Source organism: Pseudomonas sp. RC3H12, assembly GCF_018596375.1.
GTDB lineage: Bacteria > Pseudomonadota > Gammaproteobacteria > Pseudomonadales > Pseudomonadaceae > Aquipseudomonas.
Genome location: NZ_CP075595.1, coordinates 2,217,610 through 2,229,546, shown reverse-complemented (window position 1 = coordinate 2,229,546; position 11,937 = coordinate 2,217,610). Strand labels below are relative to the sequence as shown.

Annotated in this window: 13 protein-coding genes; 7 read left to right on the top strand and 6 right to left on the bottom strand. The window is 64.5% G+C overall.

What is annotated here, in order from left to right:
* Positions 1–109 precede the first annotated feature (109 nt).
* Together macA and KHO27_RS10335 are read left to right on the top strand one after the other, a co-directional pair.
* On the top strand, positions 110–1,264 hold the full coding sequence (macA, locus tag KHO27_RS10340) for a macrolide transporter subunit MacA (protein WP_110701405.1): 1,155 nt from the start codon (positions 110–112) through the stop codon (positions 1,262–1,264).
* A gap of 2 nt (positions 1,265–1,266) precedes the next feature.
* Positions 1,267–3,270, top strand: a complete 2,004-nt coding sequence (locus KHO27_RS10335) for a MacB family efflux pump subunit (protein ID WP_110701403.1) — start codon at positions 1,267–1,269, stop codon at positions 3,268–3,270.
* Positions 3,271–3,502: 232 nt separating this feature from the next.
* Here the strand turns inward: KHO27_RS10335 and KHO27_RS10330 are convergent, their stop codons facing one another.
* Entirely contained in the window at positions 3,503–4,150 is a 648-nt protein-coding gene (locus KHO27_RS10330; protein WP_214501733.1) for a helix-turn-helix transcriptional regulator, read from the bottom strand.
* 224 nt (positions 4,151–4,374) lie between these two features.
* Between KHO27_RS10330 and hisN the strand changes: the two genes are divergently transcribed.
* Both hisN and KHO27_RS10320 read left to right on the top strand, forming a co-directional pair.
* Entirely contained in the window at positions 4,375–5,166 is a 792-nt protein-coding gene (hisN, locus tag KHO27_RS10325) for a histidinol-phosphatase (protein WP_110701399.1), read from the top strand.
* A 24-nt stretch (positions 5,167–5,190) separates the two neighbouring features.
* A complete protein-coding gene (locus KHO27_RS10320; RefSeq protein ID WP_111532763.1) occupies positions 5,191–6,237 on the top strand; it encodes a metal-dependent hydrolase in 1,047 nt (348 codons plus the stop codon).
* Positions 6,238–6,318: 81 nt separating this feature from the next.
* Here the strand turns inward: KHO27_RS10320 and KHO27_RS10315 are convergent, their stop codons facing one another.
* Both KHO27_RS10315 and KHO27_RS10310 read right to left on the bottom strand, forming a co-directional pair.
* The gene (locus KHO27_RS10315; protein WP_102683888.1) at positions 6,319–6,501 is read right to left on the bottom strand and encodes a hypothetical protein; all 183 of its coding nucleotides are present in this window, start codon (positions 6,499–6,501) and stop codon (positions 6,319–6,321) included.
* A 101-nt stretch (positions 6,502–6,602) separates the two neighbouring features.
* Positions 6,603–6,944 carry a hypothetical protein gene (locus tag KHO27_RS10310; RefSeq protein ID WP_038706052.1) on the bottom strand — a complete coding sequence of 114 codons (342 nt, stop codon included), beginning with the start codon at positions 6,942–6,944 and terminating at the stop codon, positions 6,603–6,605.
* A gap of 161 nt (positions 6,945–7,105) precedes the next feature.
* Here KHO27_RS10310 and KHO27_RS10305 point away from each other — a divergent pair, with 161 nt between their 5' ends.
* Positions 7,106–7,927: a shikimate 5-dehydrogenase gene (locus KHO27_RS10305; RefSeq protein ID WP_214501732.1), complete on the top strand. Its 822-nt coding sequence runs from the start codon at positions 7,106–7,108 to the stop codon at positions 7,925–7,927.
* Positions 7,928–8,035: 108 nt separating this feature from the next.
* On the opposite strand, the gene KHO27_RS10300 is transcribed toward KHO27_RS10305, so the two are convergent.
* The 3 genes from KHO27_RS10300 to KHO27_RS10290 form a co-directional block, all read right to left on the bottom strand.
* Positions 8,036–8,281 (bottom strand): hypothetical protein, encoded by a 246-nt coding sequence (locus tag KHO27_RS10300; protein WP_046855428.1) that lies wholly within the window; start codon positions 8,279–8,281, stop codon positions 8,036–8,038.
* A 96-nt stretch (positions 8,282–8,377) separates the two neighbouring features.
* On the bottom strand, positions 8,378–8,905 hold the full coding sequence (gloA, locus tag KHO27_RS10295) for a lactoylglutathione lyase (RefSeq protein WP_110701391.1): 528 nt from the start codon (positions 8,903–8,905) through the stop codon (positions 8,378–8,380).
* A gap of 206 nt (positions 8,906–9,111) precedes the next feature.
* Complete coding sequence (locus KHO27_RS10290; protein ID WP_046855429.1) at positions 9,112–9,468, bottom strand: histone-like nucleoid-structuring protein, MvaT/MvaU family; 357 nt, start codon at positions 9,466–9,468, stop codon at positions 9,112–9,114.
* Between the two features lie 346 nt (positions 9,469–9,814).
* Between KHO27_RS10290 and KHO27_RS10285 the strand changes: the two genes are divergently transcribed.
* Positions 9,815–11,104 carry an OprD family porin gene (locus tag KHO27_RS10285; protein ID WP_111532766.1) on the top strand — a complete coding sequence of 430 codons (1,290 nt, stop codon included), beginning with the start codon at positions 9,815–9,817 and terminating at the stop codon, positions 11,102–11,104.
* A 64-nt stretch (positions 11,105–11,168) separates the two neighbouring features.
* Positions 11,169–11,918 carry a precorrin-6A synthase (deacetylating) gene (gene cobF / locus KHO27_RS10280; protein ID WP_214501731.1) on the top strand — a complete coding sequence of 250 codons (750 nt, stop codon included), beginning with the start codon at positions 11,169–11,171 and terminating at the stop codon, positions 11,916–11,918.
* Positions 11,919–11,937: the final 19 nt, after the last annotated feature.

The following is an 11,937-nucleotide window of genomic DNA, read 5'->3' as shown; positions in this document are numbered from 1 at the left end:
CACCGTCGTGAGAGCGGGCTTGCAAAGTGATGGCGTCACCTTGGAGTGGCGTTATCGCGGGGCAAGCTTGCTCCCACGGGACCTCATCAGCTTCAGGAAGAACGGTTTTATGGAAAAGACGAAGTTTCGCAAGATCACCCTCGGTGTCGCCGCGGCCCTGGTCGCCGGCATCGTGCTGTACGCGGTGCAGGCCCCGGCCAAGCCGCCGCAGTACATCACCGCCACGGTCGAGCGTGGCGATATCGAAAACGCGGTGCTGGCCACCGGCACCCTGGAAGGTATCCGCCAGGTGGACGTCGGCGCCCAGGTCTCAGGGCAACTCAAGTCGCTCAAGGTGAAGCTTGGCGACAAGGTCGCCGAAGGCCAGTGGCTGGCCGAAATCGACCCGCTGGTGCCGCGCAACTCGCTGCGGCAGGCCGAGGTCGACGCCGAGAAGCTGCAGGCCGAGCGGCGCTCGGTGCAGGCCAAGCTCAAGCAGGCCAAGCGGGTGTACGAACGCTACGACGTGCTCCAGGCCGACGAGTCGATCTCGCGCCAGGACTTCGAGAACGCCGAGTCCGAGTTCGAGGTGCAACAAGCCAACCTGCGCTCGCTGGACGCGCAGATCAAGAGCGCCCAGGTGCAGATCGACACGGCCCGGGTCAACCTCGGCTACACCCGTATCGTCGCGCCGATCGATGGCCATGTGGTGGGTATCGTCACCCAGGAAGGGCAGACGGTGATCTCCAACCAGCTGGCGCCGGTAATCCTCAAGCTCGCCGACCTCGACACCATGACCATCAAGGCCCAGGTGTCCGAAGCCGATGTGATTCATATCAGCCCCGGCCAGCAGGTGTACTTCACCATCCTCGGTGACGACAAACGTTACTACGCCAAGCTGCGCGGCACCGAACCTGCGCCGCAGAACTACCTGGAAAGCAGCGACAAGAGCGGCGGCGCCGCCAAGCAGGCCAGCGCGGTGTTCTACAACGCGTTGTTCGAGGTGCCCAACCCCGAGCACCGGCTGCGCATCTCGATGACCGCCCAGGTGCGTATCGTCCTCGACACCGCCCTGGGCGTGCTCACCGTGCCGGTGGCGGCGCTGGGGCCGCGTGACGCCGACGGCAGCTTCCCGGTGCGGGTGCTCGACGGCAAGGGCTTCGCCCAGGTGCGCAAGGTCCAGGCGGGGATCAACAACAACGTCAAGGTGCAGGTCAAGGACGGCCTGGCCGAAGGCGACCGCGTGGTGATCGGCGAGCCGGTGTCGGGCGAGGCGGGGGCGTGAGCATGAACATGAACGTGGAACTGTCGCCGGCACGGGCGGTGTCGGCGCTCGAGGAGCAGCCGTTGCTGCGCCTGGACGGGGTCAGCCGCAGCTTCATGGCGGGCGACCGCGAGTTCCTGGCGCTCAAGGGCATCGACCTGGAGATCCATGCCGGCGAGCTGGTGGCGATCATCGGCGCCTCGGGTTCGGGCAAGTCGACGCTGATGAACATCCTCGGTTGCCTGGACCATGCCAGCGCCGGCAGCTACCAGGTCAGCGGCCGGGAAACCCGCGATCTCGACGACGACGCCCTGGCCGCGCTGCGGCGTGACCACTTCGGTTTCATCTTCCAGCGCTACCACCTGTTGCCGCACCTGGATGCCCTGCGCAATGTCGAGATCCCGGCGGTGTACGCCGGCGTGGCGCAGGCCGGACGCCATGCCCGGGCGCGGGAGCTGCTGGGCCGCCTGGGCCTGGGCGGACACCTGGCGCACCGGCCCAGCCAGCTGTCGGGGGGCCAGCAGCAGCGGGTCAGTATCTGCCGGGCGCTGATGAACGGCGGCGAGGTGATCCTCGCCGACGAGCCGACCGGAGCGCTCGATACCGCCAGCGGCAAGGAAGTGATGAACATCCTGCTGGAACTGCACGGCGCCGGGCACACGGTGATCCTGGTGACCCACGACCCCAAGGTCGCCGCCCACGCCGAGCGGATCATCGAGGTCAGCGACGGGCAGATCGTCAGTGACCGGCGCACCCGCGCCGAGCCCACTGCACCGGCCGCCGAGGCGGCGCCCGCTCGCGAGCAGGCGCCACGGCGGCTGGTGGCCAGCCTCGGGTTGTTCCGCGAGGCCTTCAAGATGGCCTGGATCGCCCTGGTCTCGCACCGCATGCGCACCCTGCTGACCATGCTCGGGATCATCATCGGCATCACTTCGGTGGTGTCGATCTCGGCCATTGGCGAGGGCGCCAAGGGCTACGTGCTCAAGGACATCCAGGCGATCGGCAGCAACACCATCGACATCTACTCCGGCACCAGTTTCGGCGACAGCCGGGCCAAGGCCATCGAGACCCTGGTGCCGGCTGACGTGACCGCGCTCAACGAACTCTACTACGTCGACAGCGCCACCCCGGTGATCGGTCAGAGTTCGCTGGTGCGCTACCGCAACATCGACGCCGATGTGCAGCTAAACGGTGTCAGCGAGCAGTACTTCCAGGTGCGCAACATCCCCTTGGCCGCAGGGATCGTGTTCAGCGCCGATGATGCCCGGCGCCAGGCACAGGTGGTGGTGATCGACCACAACACGCGCAAGCGCCTGTTTGGCGATGGGATCAACCCGCTTGGGCAGGTGATCCTGGTTGGCAACTTGCCGTGCACGGTGATCGGCGTGACCGCCGAGAACAAGAACCTGTTCGTCGCCGGCAACACCCTGAACGTGTGGATGCCCTACGAGACCGCCGCCGGGCGCGTGCTTGGCCAGCGCCACCTGGACAGCATCAGTGTGCGGATCAAGGACGGCATGCCGAGCAAGCGGGTGGAGGAGGAGGTCAACAAACTGATGCTGCAGCGCCACGGCACCAAGGATTTCTTCACCAACAACCTCGACAGCATCATGCAGACCGTGCAGAAGACCAGCCGCTCGCTGACCCTGCTGCTGTCGCTGATCGCAGTGATTTCGTTGGTGGTGGGGGGGATCGGGGTGATGAACATCATGCTGGTGTCGGTTACCGAGCGCACCCGCGAGATCGGCATCCGCATGGCAGTGGGGGCGCGGCAGTCGGATATCCGCCAGCAGTTCCTGGTGGAGGCGGTGATGGTCTGCCTGATCGGCGGGGTGATCGGGATCGGGTTGTCCTATGGGATCGGGTATCTGTTCGCGCTTTTCGTCAAGCAGTGGGAGATGGTGTTCTCACTGGGATCGGTGGTCACGGCGTTCGTCTGCTCGACCTTGATCGGCATCGTGTTCGGCTTCGTGCCGGCGCGCAATGCGGCGCGGCTGGACCCTATCGAGGCGTTGGCACGGGACTAGGCCTGAGCGCTCGGGATCGAGCGCCGCTTCCGCGGTGCTCGATCTTGCGTGCCTGTGGGCATTCGGTCTGGCTAGTGTGGTGTTTTGCAAATACGACCAATAACTCGCGAGCGATTTTTGCGCTCAGGCAAGGCGTCGCGACGAGTCGTAGCCCAGCTACGGCGAGGAGCGACAACGCGGCATGAGCGCAAAAAGCGCCGCGAGTTATGGTCGTTATTTGTGAAACACCACACTAGATCTCTGCATACATCCAGCGCATCAGCGAGTGGCGGCCGCTGATGCCCAGCTTGATCGCCGCCCGGCGCAGGTAACTTTCCACCGTATTGACCTTGAGCCGCAGATGCTCGGCTTGCTGCGGCGCCGTGCGCCCGGCCAGCAAGCCCTCGCACACTTGCATCTCACGTTCCGACAGGCGGATGCCGGTCTGACGCAGGCGTTCGAGAAAACGCTGTTCGAGGCTGTCAGGGTCTGCGGGTACCGGCGCGGCAGGCTGCAGGGCATTGATGTGTTTTTCCAGCATGGGCAGCAGCAAGGGCGAAATGTCCTCCAGCCGGCTGCGATCGGTAGCTGAGAAACCAACGCGGGTGTCGGCCCGCAAGACCGTGATTTCGTAGCGGAAACCATCCTTGCGCCGGGCCAGGTGCAGGCGCGCCGGGTCGTCGAAGCCGTCACCCGTATCGCCGGCGCTGAACACCGTCTCGCTGATCAGGGTCGCGTCTGGCTGGCTGGCGCAGGCCGGGTCGATGCGCAGTTGGCGGATATGCGTGGCGTCGATGGTCAGGTGGGTCTGGATCAGGTCGTGCAGGTGCCGGGGGAAATGGCGGCTGCCGGTACTGGCTATGACTTTACCGATCTGCGGAAAAAGCAGGTGCGAATTCATCGTGTCATCCATGATAGGCGGTGGAACGGAGGCCCTTGCGCCAGCAACCAGCATCCTTGACTGTCGGCCGGGCCATCGGGGCTGCTAGCTATCCTAGTACAACGAATCAGTGACGGTTAAATGAAGCGGCGATAATGGCATAACAATATCATGGGTGGCGCCGCAGGTGTGTCCGCGCACGACTCGGGTATGATGCGCATCCCATCCCACAACGAGACCGCCCCATGTCCCTGAGCGCTGAACAGATCGGCGAATTCCGCTCTTTCTCCGAGCAACTGGCCGATGCCGCCGCGGCGGCGATCCAGCCTTACTTTCGTGCCAGCCTGGATGTCGAGGACAAGGGGGGGCGCCTGTACGACCCTGTGACCATCGCCGACAAGGCCGCCGAAGAGGCCATGCGCGCGCTGATCCAGGCCCGCTATCCCACCCACGGCATACTGGGTGAAGAGCAGGGCGCGGCACTGGGCAGCAGCCCGCTGACCTGGGTACTCGACCCGATCGATGGCACCCGCGCCTTCATCACCGGCCTGCCGCTGTGGGGCACGCTGATCGCTCTCAACGACGGTACCCGCCCGGTGCTCGGGGTGATGAACCAGCCGTTCACCGGCGAACGCTTCATCGGCACCCCGCACGGCGCCTGGCGCAATGGCACGGCGCTTAAGACCCGCGCCTGCGCCGACCTGGCGTCGGCCACGCTGATGTGCACCACCCCCGACATGTTCGACACCCCGGCGCGCAAGGCGGCGTTCGAGGCGGTCGCCGGCAAGGCCCGGCTGATGCGTTATGGCGGTGATTGCTATGCCTACTGCATGCTGGCGTCCGGATTCGTCGATGTGATCGTCGAGGCCAGCCTGCAGCCGTACGACGTGCAGGCGTTGATGCCGATCATCGAAGGCGCGGGTGGGGTCATCACGTCCTGGGATGGCGGCTCGGCCCAGGACGGGGGCTGCGTGGTGGCGTGTGGCGATCCGGCGTTGCATGCGCAGGTACTGGCAATGTTGCGTCACGCCATCTGATAGACCCTGCACGAGACGTTTGCCGTGGACTCAATCACCCAAGCCGTGCTCGGCGCGGCCCTGCAAGGCGCCGTACTGGGCCGTATCCAGGGCCGCCGCTCGCTGATCTACGGCGCCGCCCTGGGGACATTGCCCGACCTGGATGTGGTGATCCGCTACGCCGACCCGGTGTCGCAGATGACCTTCCACCGTGGCTTTTCCCATTCGATCTTCGTCCTGACCGGCCTGGCCCTGTTGCTTGCCTGGCTGGTCGCCTGGCGTTGGCCAGGCCGAGGCTATACCCCAGGCAGGCTGTTCCTGGCCTTCTGGCTGGCGCTGGTCACCCACCCGGTGCTCGACGCCTTCACCGTTTATGGCACCCAGCTGTTCTGGCCCCTGCACCTGACGCCGGAAAGCTGGGCGGCGGTGTTCATCATCGACCCGGTGTATACCGTGCCGTTGCTGCTGGCGGTGGGCTATGCGGCGATCAGGGGCCTGAAAGGCAGGGCGACCGCGATGCTGTGCCTGGCACTGGGATTTAGCACGCTCTACCTGGGCTTCGGCCTGGCCGGGCGCATGGCCGCCGAGCAACGTTTTCACCTGGCCTTGCAGGCGCAGGGGGTCGAGGCCAGTGAGGTCCGCGCGGTGCCCATCGCCTTCAACAGCCTGATCTGGCGGGTGCTGGCGAAAACCCCGGATGGCGGTTACTACGAGGGCGTGAGCAGCGGGTTCGATCGCGAACCTCCGGAGATGCTGCACCAGTCGCGCAATCTGGAGGCTGCCAAGGTACTGGCGGGCTCGCCACTGTACGAGCGCCTGCGCTGGTTCACCGATGACTGGCTGCGCTACGACATCATGGGTGACTCGCTGGTGGTCACCGACCTGCGCATGGGCATGCCAGGCAACTACAGTTTCCGCTTCGAAATGGCCCGGCGTGATGCCGCAGGGCAATGGACGGTGATCCAGCCCAGGGGCTGGATTGGTGGCGGTGCCGCCTCCCTGTTCGATGGCGAGCGGTTGAGTTTGATCTGGCGCCGTATCCTCGACCAGCAACCGCCACTGCCACTTGCCGTGTGGGCGGGGCACTTGTAGGCGGCCGGTTGGCGAGCAAAAAAAAGCCCGCCGGGTGGCGGGCTACAAGGGCTTAGGGAGCAACACACAACAAATTCGGGGTCAGGCGACCCAGGTCTGGTCGAGCAAGCGGCCGGCCAGGGTCTCGGCGCAGCGGCGGCTGGTCAACGGGCCACTGATGGCTTCACCGTCGCGCAGCAGGTACCAGCAGGCCAAAAGGCCCTGTTGGCGCAGGCTGCTGGGGACTGCGCTGCCGACAACGGACATGATCTGGATCGGGGCCATGGCGGATCTCCTCTCGAACATGGCCCTACCTTACCCAGGCGTCTTCAGGGTTTGAAATCAATGCCCTCGATAGTGGTCATTGCTTTTATCAACTATGCCGCTTACCAGCGCGGCGGGCCGTAGTACACCGGCGGCGGGCCATAATAGCGGCGGTAGACCGGCGGCGGGGCGGGCACATAGCGCTCGACCACATAGGGCTGGTAATACACCGGCGGTGGCGGCGCCTGCACATAGACCGGTGGCGGTGGATAGTAGGCCGGCTGGCGTTCGACGTAGACAGTGCGGTCGTGGCCGCCCGATACGGCCGCCCCGACCACCGCGCCCACCACGGCCGCGCCGATCACCGGCCCCGGGCCGTACCAGCCGCCACCATGGGCCGAGGCTTGCCCGCTGATTGCCAGCGCGCCGACCAGCAGGGCGATTCCGGGGATGAAACGCTTCATGGTGACACCTCGCAAGACAACCCCACGTTCGGGGTCTGTCTACTATGACCGCAGCCTCGGTCAACTGCGCACTGGCAAAGGGTAAAGGTTGTGTAAGGGGCGACCGGCGGCGGGGTCTGGTACGCTGGCGCAATCGATTCAGCCATGACAGAGGAACCGCGATGAGCCATTCACCGAGCAGGGACACCGTGTTGTGCATTTCCCTGGCCGGGCGCCCCGGTACGTTCGGCGTACGCTTTCACAACCATCTGTATCAGCAGTTGGGCCTGGACTATTACTACAAGGCCATGACCACCCAGGATCTGCCGGCCGCCGTGGCCGGCATCCGCGCCCTGGGTATTCGCGGTTGCGGCGTATCGATGCCCTACAAGGAAGCCTGCCTGGCCCTGGTGGACGAGGTCGACCCCTCGGCGGCGGCCATCGACTCGGTGAACACCCTGGTCAATACCGCAGGCCATCTGAAGGCCTACAACACTGACTACCTGGCGGTACGGCAGCTACTGGCCGAGCGGCGGGTCGACCCGGCGACCGGCTTCGCCCTGCGTGGCAGCGGTGGCATGGCCAAGGCGGTGGCCAGCGCGCTGCGCGACGCTGGTTTTCGCGACGGCATCATCGTCGCCCGCAACGAGCAGGCCGGGCGGCAACTGGCGGATGTTTGCGGCTACCGCTGGCTGCCTGAACTGCAGGACCGTTGCCCGCCGATGCTGATCAACGTCACGCCGATCGGCATGGCCGGAGGCCCGGAGGCCGACCAGCTGGCTTTCAGCGAAACCGCCATCGCGGCGGCCGAGCGGGTATTCGATGTGGTTGCCCTGCCGGCACGCACACCGCTGATCCGCGCCGCCGCGGCGCTGGGCAAGCCGGTGATTACCGGCCTCGACGTCATCGCGCTTCAGGCGCTGGAGCAGTTCGTGTTGTACACCGGGGTCCGGCCGACAGCCGAACAGGTGGCGGCTGCCGTGGCGTATGCCCGTGAAGGATGATTGGGTATAGAAGGGCGCCGTATCGCCGGCAAGCCGGCTCCCACACTGTTCGCTTTGCCTGTGAGCGAAGCGCAATCTCTGTGGGTGCTGGCTGCTGGCGTGGGGTTATCAGAACACCCGCTGATCCTTCTCATCCAGCTGCTGGTCAACCAGCGCCCGGCCATGGGCCAGGGACACGTGCTGGGCATTCTCCAGGTCGGCGAAGAACTTCATCGGCATCGATAGTCGCCTGCTGCTGTGGCCGGCAGGGTCGGTGATCACGCAGCCTGCAGCATAGGGCAGGGGAGAGTCGGGGTGGGGCATCACGCTGGCGGTGATGGTGTGGTCGCGGTATTCACAGTGAAGGGTTTGCATCGTCCTTACCTCGCTGTGGCTTGGAACAGGCGTTACTTCCATATACCACAGCGAGGGGCCGGGAGTTCCCGGCCCGACGAGCGCGACCGGTGGGTATCAGCCCTTGAGTTCGGTCGGCTGGATGACCTCGACCCAGTAGCCGTCGGGGTCCTTGACGAAGGCCAGGTGGTTCATGCGGCCATCCTGCAGGCGCTTCTGGAACGGGACGTCCAGCGCCTCGAAGCGGGCGCAGGCAACACGTACGTCCGGTACCGAAATGCAGATGTGGCCGAAGCCGCGCGGGTCGGTGTTGCCATTGTGGTAGGCGAACCCGGGGTCGTTCTCGGTGCCGTGGTTGTGGGTCAGCTCGAGTACGCCGGGGATCGATTTCATCCACTGATGGCGCTCGGCGTCATCGGCAGGAATCTGCGCCGGGTCGACCAGGGCCAGGAAATACAGGCTGAAAGCCGCTTCCGGGAAGTCGCGCTTGTCCACCAGGCGAAAGCCCAGCACGCGGGTGTAGAAGTCCAGGGACTTCTCGATGTCCTTGACCCGCAGCATGGTGTGGTTGAACACGAATTGGGCGGTGGCAGTGTCTGGTTGGGCGGTCACGCCGGGGAGGGTTTGCAGATCGTGCAGGCTCATGGGTACTCCGGAATCAGGGCCTTGAATAGGTTTGCCATGATACGGAAGTCAACCAGCAGCGCAAATGAAAGCGCCCCGCACGAGTGCGGGGCGCCGGAATTAGAGGCCCGCATGTGCGGGCGCGTGATGGGGTCGCTAGTCCTTTAGCTGGTTCGATACTGAGCCTGCGGGTGTGAAAAAAGTGTGAAGCAGGTGTCGAGGTTTCATCAGCGCACCCAACTTTCCACCGTCTGCGCCCCGTACTGTTCCTTCCAGGCTTTCAGCCCGCGGTGGTTACCGCCCTTGGTCTCGATCCGCTCGCCGGTATGGGGGTTCGCGTAGACCTTCACCACCCGCGGGCGGCGTTGCTGCTTGACCGCGGCCGGGGCGCGGGTCACGGCTTTCGGGTCGAGAATGGCGATGATATCGCGCAGGCTCTTGTCATAGCTTTTCATCAGGCCGACTAGTTTCTGCTCGAATTCGATTTCGCGTTTAAGGCCGGCATCCTTTTTCAGCGCTTCCAGTTGTGCCATCTGTTCCTTGAGCGCTTTTTCGGCAGCACGAAACTCTGCAAGTCTGGACACTGTCTTCACTCCTGTAAGTCTGCCGTGGCGGGACGTGACGAACATGAAACCAGACTGAACGCCGGCCACGTGGATGGGTAAAGCTGTTCGCTAAGCGAGAGTGTAGTAGTCGCTTGCGAGTGGGTAAACAGCAAACTTTCTATCAATTACTCGGGAACTTTGCCGATTTTTTACGCGTTATTCGAAAAGACCCGGCCAACCACCTTAGACCATGGTCCCATGGCTTAGGCTAGAGCCCTTGGCGGAAAATTATGGATGATGGTCGAAGTGTATTCGTTCATCGCGTAGTGCCGGTGCAGATGACTGCCCGGATGGTTTTTCGTCTTTCTTCTGGATGTTCCTTCGCATGTTTGCCCCTTTCCCCCTCGCCCCCGGGCGCCGAGTTGCCGGCTTGTTCTTCCTGTGTGCCGGTGTCAACGCCCAGGCCGCCGGTTTTCTTGAAGACAGCAGTGCCAAGGTCGAAGCACGCAATGTCTATTTCAACCGGGACTTCCGTGACGGCCACACCAGTTCCAAGCAAGGCGCGTCGAAGCGCGAAGAGTGGGCGCAGGGCTTTATTCTCAATGTTCAGTCCGGTTATACCCAGGGACCGGTCGGATTCGGCGTGGATGCGCTGGGGATGATTGGTTTCAAGCTCGACTCCAGTCCCGCCGACAGCAATAGCGGCCTGTTGCCGTCGTCCGGGCACGACCCGCGCCATTCCGCCGACCAGTACGCCAAGATGGGCATCGCCGGCAAGGTGAAGGTGTCCAACACGGTATTCAAGTACGGTTCGATGATGCCGGACGTGCCGCTGCTCAAGTACAACGACGGGCGCCTGCTGCCGACCATGTTCCATGGCGCCTGGTTGACCTCCGAGGAAGTGCGCGACCTCAAGTTCACCCTGGCACGCCTGAACCAGTACACCGCGCGTGATTCCACCGACCGCCAGGACATCCGCGTGCACTGCAAGAACAAGCGCTATGCCTGCGATATCGAGGCCGATCATTTCGACCTGGCCGGCGTCGACTACCGCTTCAACGACCGCGTCAGCGCGCAGTACCAGGTGTCCAAGCTGGAAAACATCTACCGCCAGCACTTCCTCGGGCTGGTCGCCAGCCAGCCGCTGGAAGTCGGCACGCTGTCGGCGGACCTGCGGGTGATCAAGAGCGACGACATCGGCAATGCCCGTGCCGGGCGCATCGACCACCGCGCCTTCAGCGGCATGCTTGGCTACAGCCTGGGTGGGCACAAGCTCAGCGCCGGCTGGCAGCGCATGTACGGCGACAGCGCCATGCCGTACCTCGACGGCACCAACCCCTACCTGGTCAACTATGCCCAGGTCAACGACTTCGCCGCCGCCCAGGAGCGCTCCTGGCAGGTGCGCTACGACTACGATTTCAAGGCCCTGGGCGTGCCCGGCCTGACCTTCTTCACCCGCTACATCAATGGCGACAATGTGAAGGTCCCTGGCAGCAACGCCGAAGGCAAGGAATGGGAACGCGACAGCGAGCTGAAGTACCAGGTGCAGAGCGGCACCTTCAAGGACGTCAGCGTGCGCCTGCGCAACTCCACCTACCGCAGCAACTACGAGAAGTGGGCGCGTGACATGGATGAAACCCGGGTCATTGTCAGCTACAACTTCTCGATCTTCTGACCCGCTTTGCCAAACGGCCGGTGGTCGGTCGACAATGACCACCGGCAACCAGGCAGGGCAGGCGATGAAACAGCTTCTACTGATCGGCATCGGACCGGGCGATCCTCGCCAGGTCACTTACGAGGCGGTGGAGGCGTTGCGGCGCGCCACGGTGTTCTTCGTGCTCGACAAGGGCAGCGACAAGGACGAACTGGTGCGCCTGCGCCGGGCCATCCTCGAGCGCTACCTGCCCGAGGGCGGTTACCGCCTGGTGCAGGTCGAGGACCCGCGCCGGGACGGCCAAGCGCCGGATTATGTCGGCGCCGTGCAGGACTGGCACGCCCAGCGCGCCGCATTGTACGCCCGGCTGATCGAGGATGAGCTGGGCAGCGATGATGTCGGCGCGTTCCTGCTTTGGGGCGAGCCGGCGTTGTACGACAGCACCCTGCGTATTCTCGACCTGGTCCGCGAACGCGCCCTGACGCTGGCCTTGCAGGTGATTCCCGGCATCAGCAGCATCCAGGCGCTGGCCGCCCGTCACCAGATCCCGCTCAACCGTATCGGCGAGCCGCTGACCGTGCTGCCGGGGCGACGCCTGGGCGAACAGACGCGGATCGACAATGTGCTGGTGATGCTCGACGGCCAGTGCGCGTTCGCCGCCCTGGATGATCCGCAACTGGTGATCTACTGGGGCGCCTACCTGGGCACGCCGGACGAGCTGCTGGTGAGCGGGCCGTTGCAGGCGGTGAAGGGGCGCATCCTTCAGTTGCGCGATGAGGCGCGGCGGCGCAAGGGGTGGATCATGGATACCTATCTGTTGCGCCGTGAAGAGTAACCCGGGGCAGCTTATCCGA

Coding starts and splice junctions, on each gene's coding strand:
- KHO27_RS10305 (WP_214501732.1), top strand. CDS start 7,106: ATGAGCCATTCACCGAGCAGGGACACCGTGTTGTGCATTTCCCTGGCC.
- hisN (WP_110701399.1), top strand. CDS start 4,375: ATGTCCCTGAGCGCTGAACAGATCGGCGAATTCCGCTCTTTCTCCGAG.
- KHO27_RS10315 (WP_102683888.1), bottom strand. CDS start 6,501: ATGGCCCCGATCCAGATCATGTCCGTTGTCGGCAGCGCAGTCCCCAGC.
- macA (WP_110701405.1), top strand. CDS start 110: ATGGAAAAGACGAAGTTTCGCAAGATCACCCTCGGTGTCGCCGCGGCC.
- KHO27_RS10335 (WP_110701403.1), top strand. CDS start 1,267: ATGAACATGAACGTGGAACTGTCGCCGGCACGGGCGGTGTCGGCGCTC.
- KHO27_RS10330 (WP_214501733.1), bottom strand. CDS start 4,150: ATGAATTCGCACCTGCTTTTTCCGCAGATCGGTAAAGTCATAGCCAGT.
- KHO27_RS10310 (WP_038706052.1), bottom strand. CDS start 6,944: ATGAAGCGTTTCATCCCCGGAATCGCCCTGCTGGTCGGCGCGCTGGCA.
- cobF (WP_214501731.1), top strand. CDS start 11,169: ATGAAACAGCTTCTACTGATCGGCATCGGACCGGGCGATCCTCGCCAG.
- gloA (WP_110701391.1), bottom strand. CDS start 8,905: ATGAGCCTGCACGATCTGCAAACCCTCCCCGGCGTGACCGCCCAACCA.
- KHO27_RS10285 (WP_111532766.1), top strand. CDS start 9,815: ATGTTTGCCCCTTTCCCCCTCGCCCCCGGGCGCCGAGTTGCCGGCTTG.
- KHO27_RS10300 (WP_046855428.1), bottom strand. CDS start 8,281: ATGCAAACCCTTCACTGTGAATACCGCGACCACACCATCACCGCCAGC.